Genomic DNA, 21,421 nt, shown 5'->3' on the forward strand with positions numbered 1-21,421 from the left:
CCTCAGCAACGAGCATTAACAACGCGATCGCCGTACTCTCGCAATGATTCTGGGGCGAGCCGTCTGAGGATAGGAGCACCATGAGCCGAAACCGGATCGTGACCTTGTTCGCCATGATAATGCTGGCGGCGCCGGCCGGGTGTGGAACATCCGCAACACCTCGTCGCGCCGAGCGGCCCCGGATGAAGGTGACACCGGTCGCTTTGCCGCTGCACCGGCCGGACCGAGCCGACCGCACGGCGCTGCCGGGCGTGGTGCAGGCGAATAACGCATTCGCCCTCGACCTCTATCACCGGCTGCGATCCGAACCCGGCAACCTCCTGATCTCGCCCGCATGCCTGACCGCCGGGCTGGGCCTGCTCCGCGCGGGGGCACGGGGAGAAACGGCTGCCGAGTTTGATCGGGTGCTCCATCGAACGGTCACACTTCCCGACCGCGCCTTGGCCGCGCTGATCCAAGACCTCGACGCCGATGGCGAGGACCGCGCCTTCCAGATCCGCCTGGCCAATGCCGTGTGGGTCCCGCGGAACTACGCCCTGCTCGATGACTACCGCGCGGCGCTCCGCAACGTCTTCGCGATTCATGACGACCGCCAGGTCGATTTCGACGGCCATCCCGCCGAGGCCGCACGCATCATCAACGCCTGGATCTCGGAGCGAACCGGGGGCAAGATCACGGGTGTCATCCCACCGCAAAGTGTGACCACCCCGACCAAGCTGGTCCTCACGTCCGCCCTCTATTTTCGTGGTAGCTGGACGGAGGGGTTCTATCGCCCGGAGACGAGGGACGAACCGTTCCACGTTACGCGGACCCGCTCGGTGACCGTGCCGATGATGCATCAGCACTCATATACCAAGGTCCATGATTACCTTGACGGCGGCTCGTTCCTGGTCGTGTCGCTTTCGTGCGGTCAGGGCGCGTTCGCGATGGACGTACTGTTGCCCAAGGAGGTCGACGGGCTGGGCGCCCTGGAAGCGACGCTGACGCCTGAGATGCTGGCCGCCCTCTGGCCAAAACTGAAACGGTCGGACGACATCGATATCAGCCTCCCCCGGTTCCGCGCCCAGTCGTCACGGGCGCTGGAGCCGGTATTGAAAGAGTTGGGTCTGTCTCGTGCCTTTGTTCGGGAGAGGGCCGACTTCTCGGGGATCAACGGTAAGCCCGCGGACCTGTACGCCACCGCTGTAACCCACGAGACATTCGTCGATGTTAACGAGGAAGGGATCGAGGCCGCAGCCTTCACGAGGGTCATCAGTCCGGATGCTTTCGGAATCGACCCGCCGCCGGTCATTCGGGCCGATCATCCGTTCCTGTACCTGCTCCGCGACACTCGCTCTGGCTGCATCGTCTTCCTGGGACGCGTCGTCGAACCCGGCCATCAATAAAGCGGATGGGCATGGTCGCAAGCGGGCACAATAAGGGGGATCGCATTCATCTCGGATTCGGATTGGCTTGAAGCGATTCCCGACGCTTGCGACCGACCAAGGACCGCTCGTGCGAAATGGCAACGGGTTTCGACGCGCCCCTGGAGTTGACGGAGCGCGAGGTTCCACCATGACCACGATCACGATCGAAGAGGCCCAGGATAAGCTCGCCCCTGGTGAGGAACTGGTGATCACCCGGAACGCACGGCCGATCGCCCAACTGGTCGGTCTACCCGCCGAGAAGCCCCACCCCATACCGGACCGGGGGCGAGGGAAATTAGTCATCCTGTCCGAGGATGAAGACCACTTGAAGGAGTTCGAGGACTACATGCCGTGAGGCTGCTCCTCGACACCCACGCCTTGCTCTGGTTCTATCTCGGCGACGATCGGTTGAGCGGCCCGGCGCAGGCTGCCATCGTGGATCCCGACAACATCAAGCTCATCAGCCCGGCGAGCGACCAGGAGATCGCCATCAAGCTGAGCCTCGTGAAATACGCCCTGAACGTACCTTACGACGAGTTCATCCGGGAAGCCGTCTACGACAACGGTTTCGAGATCCTCCCGATCGAGCCGAGGCACACTTCGGCCCTCGTCGGCTTGCCCCGCCACCACAATGATCCCTTCGATCGCCTCTTGATCGTTCAGGCCGTCATCGAGAGCATTTCGATCGTCAGCGTCGATGCGATCTTTGCCGCGCACACCGTCTCCCGCGTCTGGTGATCCATGCCCACCGCCACTGCGGAGTGACGAGCTCGGCTTGGCGGCCGGCCCGGTCATGGAGTAGCGTGGTGGGCATCCTGGATTGCCCGCGCTTTTGAGAGGGTGTGGGAACGATGCGATCGCATTCCGCGCACCACACGACGTCATCTCGAATGGAGTCTGCTTTTGATGACCGCTCCCTCGACCGAATCGGACGCGCTGGTGGCCCTGCCTTGGGGCGAGGCCGAGACCCTCACGCTCGACTTACCGCAAGCCTGGCGGGCGGCGGCCGAGGTCATCTGGCCCGACCTGAACGGGGGGATCGACGACTACCCGGCGGCGCTCGAGCAGGCGCTAGACGCTCCCGAGGCCGCTCCGAGCGTCGGCCCTGGCTCGACCGTCGCGATCGTGGTCGACGACCCGTCACGCTGGACGCCGGTCCGCGAGGCCCTGCCGCTGATCGTCCGCCGGCTCCACGAGCTTGGTGTACGCCAGGAAGACGTCTCGATCAGCGTAGGTGTCGGCCGGCATCATGCCGTGGACGCCGAGGCGATGCGTAAGCGGGTAGGCGACGCGATTGCGGAAGCCTATTCCTGCCATAGCCCGCCGGTGGATGAGCTTTCGGCCTACGTCGATTTGGGGGTGACGCCCGAGGGGGTGCCGGTGCGCGTCTTCCGCCCGGTGGCCGAGGCCGATCTCCGGATCTTGATCGGGTCGGTCTTGCCTCACCTTCAGGCCGGGTTCGGCGGGGGGTACAAGTTGATATTCCCGGGGACGAGCCACCGGACGACCTTGGGGGCCTTGCATCGTCAGGGGCTGAGCGCGGGGCAGGCGGGCCGGCTCCTCGGGGGCAACGCCGACCAGAACCCGATGCGCCAGGCGATCCGCTCGGCGGCCAGTCGGCTCGGTCCTTGCCTCTCGATCAGCCACTTGCTGGGGGCCCCTGGGCAGGTGCTCCACGTGACGGCCGGGCACCCGGACGCGGTCCAGGACCGGCTTGCGGTCGAGGCCAGGCGCCGGCTCCGGGCACCCGACGCCGCGCCGGCCGACCTGGTGGTCGCCGGCAACAATCCCTGGCCGGGCGACCCGATGCAGAGCTTCAAGGTTTTGCTGCAGCACCGCGCGGCGAGCCGACCGGGCGGGGTCCTGATCGGGTTCTTCTGGACCGAGGCCGATCAGATCGACCGTTCGTTCCCAATGCCCGCGCTCCGCGCGATCGCCGCGTCAGGCGCGCCTGGGGGGTGGGTCATCCGCCGTGGCCTGGCACTGGCCAGCGATCTCGTCTCGGCCATCGGCAGCCCCAGCGCGTTCATGCTCCGCTGGGCTCGCGAGCTGGTGGTCGACCGGACGGTCCTCGTCTTCGCTCCCCCGCTTTACGACCGGATCGGCCCGCGGCTCGGGCCGATCCGCCTCTTCGCCGACCAGGGGCAGCTCTGGCAGGCCGCGGCCGACGCCCTGACCCGGGCCGGCGTTGACGCTCCCAGGATCCGGATCTTCCCCCAAGGGGGACTGACTTACGCTCCGGAACCCGAACCCGAACCCAGCCTCTCCCCGCGGCCCGCCAGCGCGGTATGATTTAAGGGAAGAGGCCGCCACGCCCTCAGCCCCTCGCTGAACCGTGGGCCTCTCTCTCCCTCCAGCGAGGTCCGTTGATGAGCGAAGTCCGCTTGATTCCGCTGGGCGTGGGAGAGGCGTTCACCGCCAGCAACTACACCACGTGCCTGGCGCTCGGGGTGGACGACGCCTGGCTCTTGATCGAGTGCCCGCACCCGATCCGCAAGATGCTCCGCGAAGCGACGGACAGGGCCGGCTTGCCCTTCGACCTCGACCGGGTCGAAGCCGTCGCGGTCAGCCATCTCCATGCCGATCATTGCTCGGGGCTGGAAGACTTGGGCTACTACTCCTACTTCGCACTCGGCCGCCGCGCCCGGCTCGCCATGCACCCCGAGGTCTCGGCCAAGCTCTGGGACGGCCTGCTCGCCGCCGGGATGGCCGAGGTGCAGATGGAGCCCGACGGCCCGACGATCCAGAAGCAGCTCGACGACTACTTCGACCTGATCCCCCTGAACACGGCGAAGCCGGTCTCGGTGGGCCCGTTCGCGATCGAGTGCCGACGGACCATCCACCCGATCCCGACGACGGCGTTCCGGATCCAGGCCGGCGGCCGGACCCTCGCCTTCAGCGCCGATACGGCGTTCGACCCCACCCTCATCGACTGGCTCGCCCCCGCCGACCTGATCGTCCACGAGGTCACGGTCCTCGGCCACTCGGGCGTCCACACCCCCTACGAGAAACTCGTCGCGCTCCCCGCCGACCTCCGCAAGAAGATGCGATTGATCCACTATCCCGACGACTTCGACTTCGCCGCCAGCGTTATCGAACCGCTCCACCAGGGACGGAGCTACACCGTCTAACATTCCGTTCGTTCGTTGCGGTTGGTTGGCGATCGCGATAAGGTAAACAGCCCCAGGGCCGGCCCGTTTGCAGACAGACGGAAGCCTCCCCGACAAAAATAAATGACCGGGTCCGTCCCCTCTTGTCGGGTGGGCACGGCCCACCGGGGTTCGCCTTGGGGGGTGAAGGGGGCACGATCGGCCGCCAGGCCTCGTTTGGTAAGAAGAAGGCTGGTGGGCGGTCCCCACCCTGACAAAGAGAGAGTGGGGCGTTGCTGATGCGAGTACTGGTGACCGGGGTCTCTGGATTCGTGGGGGGACACCTTGCGGAACACCTGATCGACTCGGGCGACCTGGTGGTCGGGCTGTCGGCCCGAGGCGTCTGGCCCACGGAACTGGCGCACCTGGCACGCCAGGTCAGGATCGAGGCTTGCGACCTGGCCGAGGCCAGCGAGTCGGACCTGGCCGACCTGATCAGCCGCAAGCAACCCAAAGTCATCTATCACCTCGCCGCGCAGGCGAACCCGCAGGCAAGCATGACCGACCCCCGAGGCACCTGGGCCTTGAACCTGGGGGGAACTCTGAACCTGCTCGAGGCCGTCAAGGCGACGGGCCTGTCCCCGAAGGTGGTGCTGGTGGGCTCGGGAGTCAGCTATGGCAACCCGGGGCCCGAGCACCTGCCCGTGTCCGAGTCCTGCCCCTTGAGGCCGAATAACCCGTACGCGGCCAGTAAGGCGGCGGCCGACCTCCTGGGGATCCAGCATTACCTCGCCCACGGGACGGACGTCGTCATCGTCCGCCCGTTCAACCACGCCGGCCCGCGCCAGGGAGCGAACTACGTCCTGGGGGGCCTGGCACGCCAGGTGGCCGAAGTCGAGGCCGGCCGAAGGGCCCGGATCGAGGTCGGTAACCTCGACGTCGTCCGCGACTTCACCGACGTCCGTGACGTCGTTCGCGGCTACCGCCTGCTCGCCCAGGCCGGCGCGAGCGGCGAAATCTACAACCTCGGCACCGGCCAAGGGACGAAGATCGCCGACGCCCTGGCCATCCTGACCTCCCTGGCCCGCGCTCCGATCGAGGTCTATGTCGACCCGGCGCGGGTCCGCCCGGTCGACCAGCCCTTGCTCGTGGCCGATTCGACCAAGCTTCGCGCCGCCGGGTGGGTTCCCTCGTTCTCGATCGAGCAAACGCTGGCCGACATGTTGCAATACTGGCGCGAGATTGTGGCTCGCGAGACCTGATCCCGCCCGACGCCAGTCAGGATCGTTCAGCTCAGATCCGAGTTGGAGTCCGAATCAGGGGCGGGTCTTCTGCAACTCGACCGTTCGCTTGGCGAGCTCGAACTCGCGACGAAGGCGCTCGTATTTGATCTCCAACTCGTGCAGACGATCCTCCGAGGGGTTAACCTCCATCTCGGGCGTGGCGGCCGAACGCTCGACGGCTTTGAGCCAGCGTCGTGAGCGACCGAGACGGATTTCGGCGTTCTTCAACTCGACTCGCCGCATCTCGAGCTGCGCCTGGTTCTCGGCGATACTCATCTCAGCCTGCTGCATGGTAAACGTCGAGGCATAACCTTTCTGCTTCTGCCGATCCAGGTCGGTTTTCAACGCCAGGGCAAAGGTGTTTCGCAGTTCCGCCTCCCGGTATTCAGCCTGCTTCGCCTTGTAACAAACCTCAAGGTACTCAACATCTTCGCGGGCCCTTAGCTTGCGCTCCTCCCAAGGATCATCCTGAGGCTCGGGGGCAGGAGCAGGAGCAGGAGCAGGAGCAGGGGCGGGAGCAAGAGGAGCGGCCTGCCTGTTCTCGGCTGGCGGCGTCCCCCCTTTTGGCGGCGCCGATTGCGCGAGGCGGGGCGAGACGGCCAGAGTCAAGCATGCGGCGATGACCGGCGTGGTGAGAGACCGCGACAACCACCTTTTCATGACCAGCTCCCATTGCCAAAGGGATCGTAAACGCAAAAGGGACGCGGAACATCGCGTCCCTTGTCGCCCCCATTGGTTTCTACCTTGCCCCAACTTCGCCGTAAAGTCACCGCCCGGCAAAGGCAGGAGAAATGCCGAGGACACCTGACGACGGGTTCTCCATCGCTTCTACCACCGGAATTGCCGTTTGTTTATGATGGGCGGTCGAGGCGGCGCCTCGATCTTCCCTTGCCTCGACCCGAGGCAGGCAAACCAAGCGACGCATCCGATTCCAATCAACGGCGGGAGATCCCACGCGCCATGGCGAAAACGAGCGACTACCTGGCCCTCGACCTGGGGGCCGAGAGCGGCCGAGGGCTCCTGGGCAAATTCGACGGCGAACGGATCGTCCTCGAGGAGGTCCACCGCTTCCCCAACGGGCCGGTCCGGGTCTTCGACACCTTGCACTGGGACTTGCCCCGGCTCTTCGAGGAGATCAAGGTCGCCCTCCGCAAGGCGGCCACGGCGAACTCCGGGCTCGACGGCGTGGGAATCGACACCTGGGGCGTCGACTTCGGCCTGGTCGGACGTGGGGATACACTGCTGGGTAACCCGGTCCACTACCGCGATGCGCGGACGGACGGCATGTTCGAGGCCGCCTTCCGCCGGGTCCCTCGCGAGCGGATCTACGAGATCACCGGGCTCCAGTTCCTGCCGTTCAACACGCTTTATCAACTGCTGGCGATGCGGCTGTCCGACTCGCCGATCCTGGAGGTGGCCGAAACCCTCCTGATGATGCCCGACCTGTTCGCCTGGCTCCTGACCGGCAGGCGCGCCGGGGAGCGGACCGACGCCTCGACGACCCAGTTGCTCGACCCGCGATCAGGGACCTGGTCCGACGAGCTCTGCCGAGACTTGAACCTGCCCCGGCAGATCCTCCCCGAGTTAATCGAGCCCGGGACCGTGATCGGCACGATCCGCCGGCCTTTGGCCGAGGAGCTCGGAATCCCCCACGGCCTGACCGTCCTGGCGCCGGCGACCCACGACACCGCCAGCGCCGTGGCCGCGGTGCCGGTGGTCCGGCCCCGCGGTGTCGTCGACGTCGTCGGCCCCCCCGACTGGTGCTACCTCAGCTCGGGGACCTGGTCACTCCTGGGGGTCGAGGTGCCCCAGCCGGTGATCACGAACGAAACGCTCAAGTACAACTTCACGAATGAAGGGGGAGTCGTCGGCACGACCCGCTTGCTCAAGAACATCATGGGGCTCTGGCTGGTGCAGGAATGCCGCCGAACCTGGGCCCGCGCGGGGCGTGAGGTCTCCTACGAGGAGCTGGCCGCCCTCGCCGAGGCCGCCCGGCCATTCGCCGCCCTGGTCGACCCCGACGACGAGTCGTTCCTCTCCCCCGGCGACATGCCCGCGCGGCTGGCCGCCTACTGCACCAGAACAGGGCAGACCCCGCCCCAGGACGAGGGGGCATTCGCCCGCTGCGCCTTGGAGAGCCTGGCGCTCAAGTACCGCTGGACCATCGAGCGGCTCGAGCGGATCCTCGGCACCACGATCCGGACGATCCACGTCGTCGGCGGCGGCACCCGCAACGCCTTGCTCTGCCAGTTCACGGCCGACGCCTGCGGCCGCCCGGTTCACGCCGGCCCCGTCGAGGCCACCGCCGTCGGCAACGTCCTCTTGCAGGCGATGGGCCGAGGCCGGATCGGCTCCCTGGCCGACGCCCGCGAGATCGTCGCCCGCTCGTTCCCGGTCATCGCCTACGAGCCGAAGAACACCGCCGTCTGGGACGAGGCCGCCGGCCGATTCGCCTCCCTGGTGCCGGCCTGATCTTGAACTGAGTTCCCCTCCCAAACGGGCGCCAACAACCGGGCGCCCGCAGATGACGAGAGTCGCGAGGCGGCGGACCACGCCTATTTAATTAGGCGTGGCACCACCGCCTCGCTTCGCGTACCCCGGAGACCTTGGCAGCGTCGCAAAGCCATAAATCCGGCGAAAGTGTCAGCAAACCGACCGACATCTTTCTAAAACATGGCTGCACGCGAGATACATGAAAGTTTTCTGCATTTCGCCAAATCCCCAGAATGCGGCTTATCTTGGCTATTGATAACCAAAGCCCCTCTTAGTAAGATCCTACCCAGAACCATCAATTCTCTCGGTCGTGATCAATAATCCGTTTCAGCTTGGTATGAGGCTGGCTGGCCGTTCGCCAGACAGGAGTCTCATGCCCCGTCGTAAGCGATCTCTGCCCCTCTTCGTGTTCAATGAAAGGGTCAAATGATGCGTCGACACGGTTTCACGCTTATCGAATTGCTCGTCGTGATTGCGATCATCGCAGTTCTGATCGCGTTGCTGCTCCCGGCCGTTCAGGCGGCCCGTGAAGCCGCCCGACGCGCCCAGTGCGTCAATAACCTCAAGCAGATTGGCCTTGCGCTACACAACTATGAGAGCGGCATCGGATCGCTCCCCTGGGGCGACGGCCCCAAGGGTTGGAACGATTGGTCATGCTTTGCTCTGCTCTTGTCCTACTTTGAGCAGGCGAATGCATTCAATGCCCTGAACTTCTATAATGGACACAACCGGCCGTATATCGACTCGACCGGACCGCTCACCAACACCTCGGTCTTCCGAAGCGTCATCAGTTCCTTCCTCTGCCCCTCCGATATCGATCGGCTGACCAATGCCGACGGTGGTCACGTAAATTATTGCGGCAACGCAGGTAACAACCCGTCCGCCTTCTACAACGGGCCCGCCTACAACAGCGCGAGCCAAAGCAGCGGAGCATTCAACGGCCTGTTTGGCTGGGTCACCAGGTCGGGAGTCGTCCGCTTCGCCGAAATCACCGACGGCCTGAGCAATACGGCCGCCTTCAGCGAGAGGCTCAAGGGGATCGGGATCTTGAATTCGAATGGTCTGGATCCCATGAAGCCCACCTCTTCGATCTCGCTCGTGGCCGGCCCCGCAACGCCCCAGGACGTGACGCCCCAGGCCTACTACAGCTTGTGCCAGGCCAAGGCGCCGGCGAACACGGGCTCCACCCTGGCGGGCGTCTATTCCATGGGCAAGTGGTGGTTCGCCGGCCATCCCGCGCTCACCCGCTACAACCACGTCATGCCGCCGAACTCGTGGAGTTGCGCGGTCGCCAGCGACGTGAACACCGGGGGCGCCTACACCGCCTCGAGCCGGCATTCCGGCATGGTCAACATGCTGATGGCCGACGGCTCGGTCCGCGGCATCAAGAACTCGATCGGCCCGACCGTCTGGTGGGCCCTGGGCTCCCGCGCCGGGGGCGAGGTGCTTGACCAGAGTTCCTACTGAACGCGGTAAGTGGCGGTCGGCCCTGATTTCGATTCGGATCTTGTCACGAGAGGCGATCGGACATGATGAGCGGGAGCAGACTCGACTCGGGGAAACTGGCGGCGTGCCTCAGGCTGCGGACGGCGGCCATACTGACCGCCGCCGCCATGCTCGTGGCAGCCTGGGGTTGCAGTGGAGGCGTGCCCGACGTCTCTTCATCGACGGCCGAAGCGACCGTCAAAGGCACGGTCAAAGTTCGCGGGAAAGTGGCGACCAAAGGGAAGGTCATCTTCGACCCGGCGAACATGAAACGACCGGACACGGCCGCTCGCGAAGCGCCGATCAATCAGGACGGGACTTACGAAATCAAGGCAATCGTGGGCGGAAACTCCGTCCGCCTGAGCGGCCCCTTACTCGCCAAGGAACCGAGCCTGGAATACCAGAGCCTACCAGCCGAAATCCAGTCGGGGGAGAACAAGATCGACCTAGAATTTCTGCCATAACACAATATCAACATACAAGCATAAACAGAAAACGAGCGACCACACCAGGCAGGGGACAACCCATTCCACCTTGGCGATGACCAATCGGGGAACCTGGGGCGGTGCCTCCTCGCTCAAAACAGCCGAGCACACCAAACAAACGCATCCAGAAAACTGCGATTTTTGGAGACTGTAGCAGGATACCGGGATCTCGTTCCGACGCTCTGCGTGGAATGCCCTCCTAGCCGCTCCGCGGCCCCACCCGCCGGGAAGACGAAGAGCGTCGCGGACGGCATTCCCACGCAGAGCGTCGGAACGAGTTTCTCCCGCGAATTTCGGCCTCCGGGGCAGACAGACGGCCCGGTTTCCTTGCGACAGACTCGATTTTTGTTTTTTTTAGGGACGGGGGGGGAGTATCCGCGCCTCCCATCCACCGCGCAATCCAACTCGGCCATTTTCACTGCAATCATCCCGATGACTCGGTTCGCCGTCACGTCTTCTCCTGCGCTCTTGATGAGTCGGGAGCGACCCCTGCGGCTGTTTGCATCCGTCCTTGAACCCCGCCTTGCAACCGGCTCCCCTGAAAAACATGAGCCGTCCTCCAGCGGCCCCGGCGTCGATCTCCATCGGTCTCATCCTCCGCTACCGAACGAAGCGGGCGAAAATGGGACAGCGGCTTACGAAGCCCTTGAACAGCGGGCGGCAGCCCCGCTTCAGGAGATAAGAAAGGGCCGGAGACGTCGTGCGGCGACCGCAGCGAAACGGAGCCCGCGAGGGGAGACGCTCAAGAACCGGCTGACGCCGGTTGGCGCGTGCGCCCCGCGATTCTTGCTTGGTGACCCCACCGAAATAATGTCATGAAGGGTTTCGCCACCTCGCTACGCGTGAAGGGTGGGATGTCCTGGAGCCAAGGCTCCGGCCCCCCATGCCTGATCCCAACTCGGGGCTCTCGATGGGGCCAAGTGAGAAAACCCGTGGTCTTACAGGACTTGTCGGACGGATTCTCGAAAACCTCGCCTGATGGTCATCGACAACAACAGCTTTACTTCAATGAATGAAGAAGCCTACTCTGTCATCGCCGCGGCGCTACGCCGAGGTGACAACGTCTTGACCTTCGCCGGGCCCAGGGCGGTTCAGTCGTGGATTCAACGAAGTGGAGTTCAAAAGAATGCCACTCTATTCAATCATGACACAGTCGGGAACACTCGACGGCTCCCAGAAAGCCAACCTTGCCGCGGAAATCACCACACTCCACGTTGAACTTTCGGGGGTGCCGAGGAACTGGGTCCACGTGATCTTCCAGGACTATGCACCCGGCAGTGGCTTTATCGCCGGAGAAGTGGGCCCAACAGTCAGCCTGACGCTCTCCATCCGCACCGGTCGCACCGCGGACTATCAACACAATCTCCTGACGCGCCTTTGGGCATTGCTCCAGAAGGCAACCACAGCGATCGACGACCAAATCGTGATCGGAATCCAAGAAGTGCCGCCCGTCCATGCCATGGAAATGGGTCAAGTGATGCCGGACGTTGCTCCCAACGTACAGTAGCACCATAACATCAATGAAACCAAGTGACTCCATAACCCAAAACAGGCGAGGAGATATCCATGAACGGTGCTCAATCGTTATTCAAGTCACTGGTGGACGCGGGGATCACGACATGCTTCGCGAACCCCGGCACTTCCGAGATGCTGTTGGTCTACGAGATGGGCATGACCGACGAGGTGCGCCCCGTCTTGTGCTTGCAGGAGGACGTCGTCACCGGCGCCGCGGACGGATACGGGCGGATGAAGGGTACGCCGGCCTTCACCCTCCTGCACGTGGCCTGCGGCTTCGCTAACGGCATCGCGATGCTGCACAACGCCGCCCGAGCCAATACCCCCGTCATCAACGTCGTCGGCGCAAACGCGTCCTACCACCAGCCCAATTACCCGGAGCACGAGTTGGTCAATGGTCGCGTGACAGACCTCGCCCGAGCGGTGTCGCACTGGTGCTGCGAGTCGCGGAGCGGCTCTCACCTCGGCGAGCTCGGCGCGGAGGCGGCGGCTCTTGCGAAAACCGGCAAAGTCTGCACCATCGTGGCGCCTAACGACTCTCACTGGGAGGACGCCACCCCACCGCCGATCCCTCCCTCGCCGTCTGGGCGGCCACAAGTGGCCCCCGAGGCGATCGCGAGTGCCGCTGCAATGCTGTCGAATGGCAAGAAAACGGGCCTGGTGCTGGGCAACCTTGCTCTCCAGGGCGAGGCGTTGGAAATCGCAGGGCGCATCGCCGCCAAGACCGGCGCGGTTCTCCTGGCCGAGACCTTTCCTTCGCGATACCTCTCACGCGGCGAGGGGCGTCCTCCCGTGGACATCATCCCCTATGAGTATGAGATGGGCACCAAGTTCCTGGAGCCGTTCGAGCAACTCGTTTTTGTCGGCGCGGCCTTTCCGGTCGCGACCTTCGCCTATAAGAACAAGCCGACCCTCAAGAGCCCGCCAGGGTGCGATTTATTCGCGATGGCCTCCACCGAAGTGGATCTCGAGATAGCGCTTGAATCGCTCGCGGAGGCAACTGGAGCCACCGGCGTGCCAGCGTCCCGTCAACCTCGCACGCAGGCGGCACCGCCTTCCGGGGAGTTAACGGCGGCGGCGATCGGGCAGGTGCTCTCCTTGCTGTTGCCGACCGATGCGATTCTCGTCGACGAGGCGGCCACAAATGGCCCGCCCATTTACGAGGCGACCAAAGGGGCTCCCGCGCACGACTATCTCAACCCCACCAACGGTGGGGCCATCGGCGGCGGTATGCCCCTGGCCCTCGGCGCGGCGATCGCCTGTCCCGACCGGAAGGTCGTTCTCCTTCAGGCGGACGGGAGCGGCATGTATACTGTCCAGGCGCTGTGGTCGATGGCGAGAGAAGAGGCCGACGTCATCATCATCGTTCTCAAGAACGACGCCTACGCCATTCTCGGCCTCGAGATGGCGCGTGTTCGCGAAAGTGAAACGAACGCAAAGATGAAGTCGATGCTGGAACTTGGTCATCCGGCGATCGACTGGGTCGATATCGCAACGGGTCTCGGCGTGCCGGCAACCCGGGCGGGAACGGCCGAAGAGTTCCGCCAACGTTTCGAGGCCGCGCTCGGCGTGAAGGGACCACGGCTCATCGAGTGCCAGATCGCCTTTCCCAAAGAGTGGCCCGCGCTCGAAGAGTTGATCCACCGGACACGTTGAAGCCTCATGCTCCCGCATCCGGCACCACGTCAGGTCGCTGGTGGCGAGTCAGGATGGAAAGCAATACGGTCGGGCAAAGGGAACCGACGGTCGTGAGTCAGTCGTTCTGCCTGGTTCCCTCATGCCTGACCCAACGTGGCATACACTGAGGATCGCCACCAACGCTCAATCACGGTTCAGGCATCCGGCTCCCACAGCCGTTTTCGGAAATACTCTTTCCAGTTGTCAGGGAGCCTGGATGACTGCGTCGCGCGCCGGAGCAAAGCCTGGTTCTTCGCGTCGACCGTGTAGAGGTTGACGACATCGGTGACGGTCAGGTCTTGCTCCGACCGTGCAATCGGCTCGATCGTGTCTCCCGGGCCCACCTCGCCTTCGGCCGTCACGGCGAAATAGAAACCGGTCCGGCCGCTCTTGAGCATCCGCTTCAGCATATCCATTCTTCCGAACCGGATGCCGAGTTTGAAACAGGGCATGCGCGGCTGCGTGACGACGAACTCCGCCGTCCCGATCCGGAAGCGGTCGCCGATCCGCACGTCGGGTTCGAGCAGTCCCTCGACGGTCAGGTTCTCGCCGAAAGCCGACCAGGGGAAATCCAGGTCCGGGAGTTCACGTCGCCACTCGTGATAGTGCTCGGCCGGGTACGCATACACGGCCTTGTCGACTCCGCCATGCACCGTCAGGTCGGATTGCTCGTCCCCCTCGAAGTTGAGCTGAGACACCCGCAGGCGGCGGTCGACCGGGTGTTTGAAGATGGAGGTGAGCACCGTATTGCCCTCCCACTCCACCTCGCGAGGGAGTCCGACACTCAGCGATACGACTTTCAAGAGGTCCTCCCTCCGCGTTCGTGGTCTGAACCCTGGATTCAAAGTAGCGACTCGCGCTTCCCGCTACCAGACTCAGGCGAAGCAGGATCCGAGGATTAGACTCGCCGGGGAGACGCCCACAATCCTCAACAGACAGCCCGTGTGTGGTGGGAGAGAGGGAAGCAGGACTCTGAGTGCGAGCCACCAGGGCCAAGCCTACGGGCATGAGCGACGCGGCAGGGAGGAGAGCAGCACGCATCGCTCACACGAGCGACGGAACCCGCATAGCCCTCAACCTGATGGGGGACGCCCGCCCCCAAATCCGGTAGGATCGGGAGTCGGATTTCGGTCACTCGTGCTGGAAGAGGATTGTTGAAAATGCCCCAACTTGGATTCGGGATCGTCGGGCCGGGCTTCATCGCAGGCGTCGTTGCCAACGCGATCGACAAGTCGGCCAACGCTCGATTGACCGCGGTATCAAGCCGCCGAATCGAGAACGCCCAGAAATTCACGGCGGATCGGCAAGGGGTCGTGGCGGTTGAGGGTATCGACAGCCTACTCGCCCGTGCCGACGTCGACGCCGTCTACATCGCCACCCCCACGGCCGCGAAGGAAGAGATTGCGCTCAAGGCAATCGCGGCCGGGAAGCATGTCCTCGTCGATAAACCATTCGTCAATCAGGATTCCGTGCTGCGGATGACTCAGGCCGCGGCCGCCAAGAATCTGGTGTTCATGGACGCCACGCATTTCGTCCATCATCCCCGCACCGCGACCTTCCAGGCGGCGATCGCGGAGAAGATCGGCTCGCCCCGGTCGCTCCACACGGCCTTCTACTTTCCATTTAGCGATCGCACCAACATCCGCTTCGACCCAGCGCAAGAGCCGATGACCGCGCTCGGGGATATGGCGTGGTACTCGATGCGGGCCGTGGTCGAATATCTCCGGCCCGAGGGACAGATCACGAAGGCCGTCGTCGCTCCCGAACGCGATCCCACTACCAACGCGATCGTTCGTGCCTCTGGGCTGATCGCTTTCGAAGGCGGCCAGGTCTCAACCTTTGACGTCGGCTACACCGCGGGCACAATCCTTATGGATTTGCAACTCTTGGGGACAACGGGCGTCCTCGAGATGGACGATTTCGTCCTGGACTGGGAGAGCAGTTCCGCATTCAAGGATTCGGGTGACAAGACCGGGTACGCTTACCGGACCGGCATGGGGACGCGGAAGGATACCGCGTTCATTCCGACGCCCCCGAGCACCGCACAGGAGGCGTCGATGATTGAGGACTTCGCGGAACTGGCCGCTTCCGGCGATGCCACCCAGCGAGCCGCCTACGCCCAAGCCACCCTCAAAACGCAGGGATATCTCGATGCGCTCTGGGCGGCTGCAGGTTCATGAGCCTTGGCGGAGACGCCCAGGCTCCTCGGCCGTGGTAAGTGTCAATTCGTGGGTTTGGGATTAGCAGGACGGAGGACGGCGGTGACCGCATGGTGGTCGGACGGAGTGCTTCCGTCCCGAGCCGCATGAACGATCGCCGCCTCTTTCACCTCCCAATCCGTCGAACTGCCGATCCAGTCGATCCTTGGACCTGAGGTGGCCCCGGCCCGGAAGCCCGTGATCGTGCCCTCGTTCTCGGCTTTCGTCGGGTGGATGACCCGGAACGTATCGAGGACGGTTCGGGCCGGCTCGGCCGCCTCAAACAGGGCCTTGTACGGTCCGCTCCCCTCGCCGCTGTTGAAGTCGCCGGTCACCACGACCCGGCAGCCCTCGCCAAGTTCCCCGATCTTTTTGCGGAGGAGCCGCGCGGATTCAAGTCGGGCTTTCGGCCCCCTGTGATCGAAATGCGTGTTGAAAAAGGCGATCGGAGACGCGGCGGGGTTGGTCTTGTCACGAAGCTTCACCCAGGTCGCCATGCGAGGCAGCGAGGTATCCCACCCCTTGCTCCCAACGACGTCGGGCGTCTCGCTCAGCCAAAAATGGCCCCCGGCGAGCTTCTCGAAGCGGTCTTTGCGGTAGAACAAGGCCATCATCTCGCCCTTCTCGCGACCGTCGTCCCGGCCCGCGGCCAGCACCTCGTAGCCGTCGAGCCGCGCGGTGAGGTCGTCGCGCTGGCGGGCCAGGGTCTCCTGAGTCCCGAGGAGGTCGGGGTTGAATTCCTTGATGGTCTCGGCCAAAAAATCCTTCCGGTTGTCCCAGACGTTCTTCCCGTCGGAGGCTGTGGCATAGCGGATGTTATAGCTCATGACCCGCACGGAGTCGTTTTTGGTCGGTTCGGCAGAGAGCGCCGCGAGGGCGAGAGCAAGGAATGCGATCGTCATGGGATTTCCCGGGTGTAGAGAGGCAATCAGAAATTGCTTAGTGGTTAATCCGGTGAGTTCGTTGACGCCCAGGATTGGGCCGTAAGTCCAGCACGACCGGTCCGGCCGTGATTCTACACCGCTCGGCGCGAATCCAAAGGGTTGTCAGAGGAAGCCGAGGATAATCCGGCCGGGCCGGTCGTACCATGGGCTGGGGTTCGGGCAGCCCGAATTTGAGAGCATGCCGGAGCCGCAAATTAATATATGCACACAATTACACTAATCAGCCCGCAACAAGACCGCAGACTTGAAGCGGGCCGATTACAAACTCCAAGAAATCAATACTTAAAACATTAAGAACAAGAGCGGCTCGCCCAGCAGTGTCGCGTCGTGGGCAGCTCGATCGCGAACACCTGGCGGTCGCCGTCAACGGCCGTGGAGAGCATCTCCGCTTGCACGAAAACCCAGCCAAGAACGAACGCCTTGGCTGGATCACGACATGAAACAGACGCTCGATGACGATCCGCGGAACGGTCGGACGGCGATCTCAATGAGCCGCGGGCCGCGGTGTTCGTTTTGGCGGTTTGGATCAGCGAATCCCAAGGCTTCGACGGAAAGCGGGGCGGCAAAGGGCAAACCCACCCATGGCTGTCACGAACACCAACGCCATGGCCGGCTCAGGAACGCTGGGCGGCGTCGTCGAGAACTGCCCAGGACCCGTTTGCACGATGATCCAAGGGGACAAGTATGAGGACGAACCGGGTGAGAAGTCATTAGCCGACGTCATCAAATACGAATTAGCCGGGAAGATCATGCGAGCGGAGGGACTTAAAAAGTCAAACGTCGGGCTGGAAATTGATGTATAAACCTGATTGCCGTCAATGACATGAGCGGAGTCGAACATCACCGACAAGTTGTTTTGTGCCGGCGTCAAACCGACCGTACCGCTGATATGACCACGGAATACCACCGTACCGTCGAACCCGTGAGACTGTTCCGGTCGGGCTGACCAATAATAATTGATCAAAAACGGAACATTATTATAGGTTACGGTCTCCGCGGAAGTCGGTTTATCGATCTCAAACCGGCCGAGCTTAAACGAGTTAGGTCGGTTATACCCGCTCTCATTTACGTAGAATGCGCTCTCCATTCGGTCAAAGCGAATGCTCGAAGGATCGCCGGACGAGCCGACCACCCCGTCTGTCACGAAACCTATCTTCTCCGCTACAGCCTCCCTGACCGTCGAGGCGACTAAAGCCAGGACGAGAAGGAAGACTGAGCCGACCGGCTTGAGATGCGTCGAGATCGATCGCATGAGGTGCCATCCTTGGGCTTCGAGGGGCCGTTCGTAGATTGCAGTGTGCCCGACCTCCAAGGTCGGGCCGAAACGATTCTATTCGGAGCAAAGACTCTTGTAAACACAATTGAGTGACACGAAGCATGTGTGCAAAGAAGCGTGAAAAAACGAGGGCGGTGCGAGGCGACTCTAACGCGTTGAAGGGCAAGCACGGTCTATCACGTCGTTTCTCTTGGCCGGGTATGAGAGCCGAGTTTGCGACACGGTAGAACGGGGCCCGCAAATGACTCTTGTGCGGACTCTTGCCGATTATCCAATGTTTCTTGGACAATTTATCGTAAACTGTGTGTCGCTCGCCTCAACGAAGGGGTCTCTCGGAGCCTGATGCGACCATGCCCGTGTCGATCCAACACCACCCAACCTTGAATCGGGCCCTGGTCTTACTTGGCCTCTTATCATGGCTGGCCCTGAGACCGGCCACGGCGGGCCGTGCAGAGGAACCGATCCGTTTCGCGCGTGAGATCGCGCCGATTCTGGCCGACAAGTGCTATCCCTGCCACGGCCCCGACCCAGGAACTCGCAAGGCCAAGTTGCGGCTCGATCGCCGGGAGGATGCGCTGGCCGACCGCGACGGGTCGACGGCGTTCGTTCCCGGGAACGTCGACGAGAGTGAAGCCTTCCAGCGGATGATCGCCGAGGCCGACGACGAGCGGATGCCTCCGCCGAAGACCGGCAAGACCTTGTCGAAACATGAGCTTGAGCTGATCCGCCGCTGGATCGAACAAGGGGCGAAGTGGGAGACGCACTGGTCGTTCGTTCCCCCCACACGCCCGACGCTTCCCACGGTCGATGGACCTTGGCCGAGAAACGCGATCGACCACTTCGTACTGGACCGACTCCGCAAGGTGAAAGATCCGCTCGAGCCTTCGCCCGAGGCAGCGCGACGGACCTTGATCCGCCGCCTGAGCCTCGACTTGATCGGTCTGCCACCGACTTCGGCTGAAGTGGATGCTTACGTCAGTGACCAGGCACCCAATGCTCATGAGAAAGCAGTTGATCGTCTCTTACGTTCCGAGCACTTCGGTGAACGGGTCGCGATGGAGTGGCTCGACGCCGCCCGCTATTCCGATACCGACGGGTATCAGGGGGACGCGAACCGGACGAACTGGCCCTGGCGTGACTGGGTCGTCAGCGCATTCAATCGAAACATGCCGTTCGATCAATTCACGATCGAGCAGTTCGCCGGCGACCTGCTCCCCAACGCGTCGCCCGAACAGACGCTGGCGACCGGCTTCCACCGCAACCACATGACCAACGGCGAGGGAGGACGCGACCCGGAGGAGTCGCGGGTCGACTACGTCATCGACCGGATCAACACGGCGGGCACAGTCTGGCTGGGCCTCACCGTCGGCTGTGCCCAGTGCCACAGCCACAAGTTCGATCCGATCGAGCACGCCGACTACTATCGACTGTCCGCCTTCTTCAACAGTATCGACGAGGACGGTCGCGCCGGCACCAACGCCAAGCCTTATTTGACGTATGAGTCTCCGTTTGTCCCTCGCGCCATCGCCGAGGCGAAACAGACGCTCGCCGACCGAAAAAGGCGAGAGAGCGCCGTGAGGCAGGCCGCCGAGCCGGCATTCCGCGACTGGCTCGCCCAGCGGGTCGAGGAGACAAGTCAAGGGTTCCAGGCGTGGCGTCCCTTCATGGCAACCACCCTGGAGACGATCGAGGGGACGACGCTGACCCAGGAGCCGGACGGCGTCATCAGGGCCAGCGACCGGAATCCGAAGCACGAAGACTATCGCGTGATCGGAGCGGTGCGGCTTCCTCGTGTGACCGGCTTTCGCCTCGAGGTCCTGCCTGATCCGGCACACACCTATGGCGGGCTCTCGCGGTCGAAGACCGGGCACTTCATTCTGACGGACATCAAGGTGCAGGTTCAGCGCCCTGAGACAGCGCAAATTCGCGAGATCGTGGTCGAAACCGCCCTCGCCGACGCCTCGGCCGACCCGAAGACGAACGGCGGCTACGGCGATGTGCAGCACACGCTCGACGACGATCCCCGGAACGGCTGGACCGCCCTGGGCAGCGATCCCAAGCAAGCGCGCGTCGCAGTGTTCGCCCTGGCCGAGCCGCTCGTGCTGGAAGCAGGCGAGGAACTCGTCCTCGAGCTCCGTCAGCGCTCGACCCAAGGCGAACACAACATCGGCCGGTTCCGGCTCTCCCTCACCGATCAGCCCGGGCAGGCCGTCCGATCACTCGACCCCGCCCCTCTGGAACAACTCGCCGCCGCCAGGCCGACGGACCTCGCCACGCTTGACTCCAAGTTGCGGGCACGGTTGTTCGACCAGTTCCTCGTCGACCATCCTCCGCACGCGGAGGCCCGGGTTGCCCTCGATCGCGCGACGGAGCACCTTCGCGAGATGGAGCAGGCCGCCAAGACCAAGGTCATGGTGCTGGCCGAGCGCGCGAAGCCGAGGGAAACCCACATCCTCCTCCGCGGAGTCTGGGACAAGAAGGGGGAGCCAGTCAGCCCCGACGTCCCCGAGATTCTCGCCCCTTGGCCGGAGGGGGAGGCGAAGACGCGGCTCGGCCTGGCTCGCTGGCTCGTCTCGCGGCAAAACCCATTAACAGCGCGGGTCGCGGTCAATCGATTCTGGCAAATGCTCTTCGGCGTCGGCCTGGTTCGCACCCCCGAGGATTTCGGCCGCCAAGGGGAGCCGCCCACTCATCCCGAACTGCTCGACTGGCTGGCGGTCGAGTTCATGGAAAGCGGCTGGGACGTCCGCCACATTGTGCGCCTGATGGCGACCAGCGCCACCTACCGCCAGGCGTCCGAAGTCTCGGAGACCTTGCGGACGCTCGACCCGGAGAACCGGCGGCTCGCCCGAGGCGCCCGGTTCCGTCTGCCGAGCTGGATGATTCGCGACGCCGCCTTGCAGGCAAGCGGCCTGCTCAACCCGGCCATCGGCGGCCCGCCGGTGCGTCCCTATCAGCCGGCCGGCGTCTGGGAAGAGATCTCGATGGGCCGCAACCGTTACGAACCGAGCGAGGGGGCGGATCAGTATCGCCGGACCCTCTACGCCTTCTGGCGGCGGTCGGCCGCGCCTTCGTTCCTCTTCGACAGCGCCCAGCGCCGGGTCTGCGAGGTCAGGACGCCGCGCACCAACACGCCCTTGCAGGCACTCACACTTCTCAATGACTTGACCTACGTCGAGGCCGCCCGCGTGCTCGCCGAACGGACCTTGAACGCCGCGACCGATGAGCGAGGCCGCCTCGACGAACTGACGAGCCGGGTCCTCTCGCGGCCGACCAGTGAGCGTGAGCGGGCCGTGCTTCAGCGCGAGTTCGAGCGGGCCCGGGCCTACTATCGCGAGCATCGCGACGAGGCCGTCCGCTGGGTCTCACACGGCCAGTCGAGCGTGAGCAAAGACCATGACGCCGCCGACCTGGCCGCTTACGCCGTCGTCGCCAACCTGATCTTCAACTTGGATGAAGCCATCACCCGGGAGTGAGCCTGCCATGCGGCGAGACGTGCCAGACCGGGCCTTGCAGACGACGCGTCGCTACTTCCTCGGAGAGTGCGCCGGCGTCAGCCTGGGAGCGATC

At 63.8% G+C, this 21,421-nt stretch carries 17 protein-coding genes; 13 read left to right on the forward strand and 4 right to left on the reverse strand.

Annotated features, from left to right (window positions below; all coding sequences use genetic code 11):
• Nucleotides 1-80: 80 nt before the first annotated feature.
• The 6 genes from V5E97_RS04285 to V5E97_RS04310 all read left to right on the forward strand — a co-directional run bounded on the left by V5E97_RS04285 (nucleotide 81) and on the right by V5E97_RS04310 (nucleotide 5,757).
• Complete coding sequence (locus V5E97_RS04285; protein ID WP_406698047.1) at nucleotides 81-1,385, forward strand: serpin family protein; 1,305 nt, start codon at nucleotides 81-83, stop codon at nucleotides 1,383-1,385.
• A 169-nt stretch (nucleotides 1,386-1,554) separates the two neighbouring features.
• Nucleotides 1,555-1,761 carry a type II toxin-antitoxin system Phd/YefM family antitoxin gene (locus V5E97_RS04290; protein WP_406698048.1) on the forward strand — a complete coding sequence of 69 codons (207 nt, stop codon included), beginning with the start codon at nucleotides 1,555-1,557 and terminating at the stop codon, nucleotides 1,759-1,761.
• Nucleotides 1,758-2,144, forward strand: a complete 387-nt coding sequence (locus V5E97_RS04295; protein WP_406698049.1) for a type II toxin-antitoxin system VapC family toxin — start codon at nucleotides 1,758-1,760, stop codon at nucleotides 2,142-2,144. Before V5E97_RS04290 ends, V5E97_RS04295 begins: the two co-directional genes overlap by 4 nt.
• Nucleotides 2,145-2,312: 168 nt before the next feature.
• On the forward strand, nucleotides 2,313-3,698 hold the full coding sequence (locus tag V5E97_RS04300; protein ID WP_406698050.1) for a lactate racemase domain-containing protein: 1,386 nt from the start codon (nucleotides 2,313-2,315) through the stop codon (nucleotides 3,696-3,698).
• Between the two features lie 77 nt (nucleotides 3,699-3,775).
• Nucleotides 3,776-4,537 carry an MBL fold metallo-hydrolase gene (locus V5E97_RS04305; RefSeq protein ID WP_406698051.1) on the forward strand — a complete coding sequence of 254 codons (762 nt, stop codon included), beginning with the start codon at nucleotides 3,776-3,778 and terminating at the stop codon, nucleotides 4,535-4,537.
• A 257-nt stretch (nucleotides 4,538-4,794) separates the two neighbouring features.
• Nucleotides 4,795-5,757, forward strand: a complete 963-nt coding sequence (locus tag V5E97_RS04310) for a GDP-mannose 4,6-dehydratase (protein WP_406698052.1) — start codon at nucleotides 4,795-4,797, stop codon at nucleotides 5,755-5,757.
• A gap of 54 nt (nucleotides 5,758-5,811) precedes the next feature.
• Here V5E97_RS04310 and V5E97_RS04315 read toward each other — a convergent pair whose 3' ends face one another.
• Complete coding sequence (locus V5E97_RS04315) at nucleotides 5,812-6,438, reverse strand: hypothetical protein (RefSeq protein ID WP_406698053.1); 627 nt, start codon at nucleotides 6,436-6,438, stop codon at nucleotides 5,812-5,814.
• A gap of 300 nt (nucleotides 6,439-6,738) precedes the next feature.
• Between V5E97_RS04315 and V5E97_RS04320 the strand changes: the two genes are divergently transcribed.
• The 5 genes from V5E97_RS04320 (at nucleotide 6,739) to V5E97_RS04340 (ending at nucleotide 13,412) form a co-directional block, all read left to right on the forward strand.
• Complete coding sequence (locus V5E97_RS04320; protein WP_406698054.1) at nucleotides 6,739-8,250, forward strand: rhamnulokinase; 1,512 nt, start codon at nucleotides 6,739-6,741, stop codon at nucleotides 8,248-8,250.
• A 447-nt stretch (nucleotides 8,251-8,697) separates the two neighbouring features.
• Nucleotides 8,698-9,738, forward strand: a complete 1,041-nt coding sequence (locus tag V5E97_RS04325) for a DUF1559 family PulG-like putative transporter (protein ID WP_475297063.1) — start codon at nucleotides 8,698-8,700, stop codon at nucleotides 9,736-9,738.
• A 62-nt stretch (nucleotides 9,739-9,800) separates the two neighbouring features.
• On the forward strand, nucleotides 9,801-10,220 hold the full coding sequence (locus tag V5E97_RS04330) for a hypothetical protein (RefSeq protein WP_406698055.1): 420 nt from the start codon (nucleotides 9,801-9,803) through the stop codon (nucleotides 10,218-10,220).
• 1,147 nt (nucleotides 10,221-11,367) lie between these two features.
• Complete coding sequence (locus tag V5E97_RS04335; RefSeq protein WP_406698056.1) at nucleotides 11,368-11,748, forward strand: tautomerase family protein; 381 nt, start codon at nucleotides 11,368-11,370, stop codon at nucleotides 11,746-11,748.
• Nucleotides 11,749-11,807: 59 nt separating this feature from the next.
• Nucleotides 11,808-13,412: an acetolactate synthase large subunit gene (locus tag V5E97_RS04340; RefSeq protein ID WP_406698057.1), complete on the forward strand. Its 1,605-nt coding sequence runs from the start codon at nucleotides 11,808-11,810 to the stop codon at nucleotides 13,410-13,412.
• Between the two features lie 176 nt (nucleotides 13,413-13,588).
• Here V5E97_RS04340 and V5E97_RS04345 read toward each other — a convergent pair whose 3' ends face one another.
• The gene (locus V5E97_RS04345) at nucleotides 13,589-14,236 is read right to left on the reverse strand and encodes an MOSC domain-containing protein (protein ID WP_406698058.1); all 648 of its coding nucleotides are present in this window, start codon (nucleotides 14,234-14,236) and stop codon (nucleotides 13,589-13,591) included.
• Nucleotides 14,237-14,593: 357 nt separating this feature from the next.
• Between V5E97_RS04345 and V5E97_RS04350 the strand changes: the two genes are divergently transcribed.
• A complete protein-coding gene (locus V5E97_RS04350) occupies nucleotides 14,594-15,613 on the forward strand; it encodes a Gfo/Idh/MocA family protein (protein WP_406698059.1) in 1,020 nt (339 codons plus the stop codon).
• Between the two features lie 41 nt (nucleotides 15,614-15,654).
• Here the strand turns inward: V5E97_RS04350 and V5E97_RS04355 are convergent, their stop codons facing one another.
• Nucleotides 15,655-16,533, reverse strand: a complete 879-nt coding sequence (locus V5E97_RS04355) for an endonuclease/exonuclease/phosphatase family protein (protein ID WP_406698060.1) — start codon at nucleotides 16,531-16,533, stop codon at nucleotides 15,655-15,657.
• Nucleotides 16,534-17,101: 568 nt separating this feature from the next.
• On the reverse strand, nucleotides 17,102-17,827 hold the full coding sequence (locus V5E97_RS04360) for a hypothetical protein (RefSeq protein ID WP_406698061.1): 726 nt from the start codon (nucleotides 17,825-17,827) through the stop codon (nucleotides 17,102-17,104).
• A 374-nt stretch (nucleotides 17,828-18,201) separates the two neighbouring features.
• Between V5E97_RS04360 and V5E97_RS04365 the strand changes: the two genes are divergently transcribed.
• Nucleotides 18,202-21,327: a PSD1 and planctomycete cytochrome C domain-containing protein gene (locus tag V5E97_RS04365; RefSeq protein WP_406698063.1), complete on the forward strand. Its 3,126-nt coding sequence runs from the start codon at nucleotides 18,202-18,204 to the stop codon at nucleotides 21,325-21,327.
• Nucleotides 21,328-21,421: the final 94 nt, after the last annotated feature.

It is taken from the genome of Singulisphaera photorubra (genome assembly GCF_045290345.1).
GTDB lineage: Bacteria > Planctomycetota > Planctomycetia > Isosphaerales > Isosphaeraceae > Singulisphaera.

Excerpts from the sequence above, each read along its gene's own strand:
- V5E97_RS04285 (WP_406698047.1), top strand. The coding sequence starts at position 81 with ATGAGCCGAAACCGGATCGTGACCTTGTTCGCCATGATAATGCTGGCG.
- V5E97_RS04340 (WP_406698057.1), top strand. The coding sequence starts at position 11,808 with ATGAACGGTGCTCAATCGTTATTCAAGTCACTGGTGGACGCGGGGATC.
- V5E97_RS04320 (WP_406698054.1), top strand. The coding sequence starts at position 6,739 with ATGGCGAAAACGAGCGACTACCTGGCCCTCGACCTGGGGGCCGAGAGC.
- V5E97_RS04360 (WP_406698061.1), bottom strand. The coding sequence starts at position 17,827 with ATGCGATCGATCTCGACGCATCTCAAGCCGGTCGGCTCAGTCTTCCTT.
- V5E97_RS04335 (WP_406698056.1), top strand. The coding sequence starts at position 11,368 with ATGCCACTCTATTCAATCATGACACAGTCGGGAACACTCGACGGCTCC.
- V5E97_RS04315 (WP_406698053.1), bottom strand. The coding sequence starts at position 6,438 with ATGAAAAGGTGGTTGTCGCGGTCTCTCACCACGCCGGTCATCGCCGCA.
- V5E97_RS04290 (WP_406698048.1), top strand. The coding sequence starts at position 1,555 with ATGACCACGATCACGATCGAAGAGGCCCAGGATAAGCTCGCCCCTGGT.
- V5E97_RS04365 (WP_406698063.1), top strand. The coding sequence starts at position 18,202 with ATGCCCGTGTCGATCCAACACCACCCAACCTTGAATCGGGCCCTGGTC.
- V5E97_RS04300 (WP_406698050.1), top strand. The coding sequence starts at position 2,313 with ATGACCGCTCCCTCGACCGAATCGGACGCGCTGGTGGCCCTGCCTTGG.
- V5E97_RS04325 (WP_475297063.1), top strand. The coding sequence starts at position 8,698 with ATGATGCGTCGACACGGTTTCACGCTTATCGAATTGCTCGTCGTGATT.
- V5E97_RS04305 (WP_406698051.1), top strand. The coding sequence starts at position 3,776 with ATGAGCGAAGTCCGCTTGATTCCGCTGGGCGTGGGAGAGGCGTTCACC.
- V5E97_RS04330 (WP_406698055.1), top strand. The coding sequence starts at position 9,801 with ATGATGAGCGGGAGCAGACTCGACTCGGGGAAACTGGCGGCGTGCCTC.
- V5E97_RS04355 (WP_406698060.1), bottom strand. The coding sequence starts at position 16,533 with ATGACGATCGCATTCCTTGCTCTCGCCCTCGCGGCGCTCTCTGCCGAA.
- V5E97_RS04310 (WP_406698052.1), top strand. The coding sequence starts at position 4,795 with ATGCGAGTACTGGTGACCGGGGTCTCTGGATTCGTGGGGGGACACCTT.
- V5E97_RS04350 (WP_406698059.1), top strand. The coding sequence starts at position 14,594 with ATGCCCCAACTTGGATTCGGGATCGTCGGGCCGGGCTTCATCGCAGGC.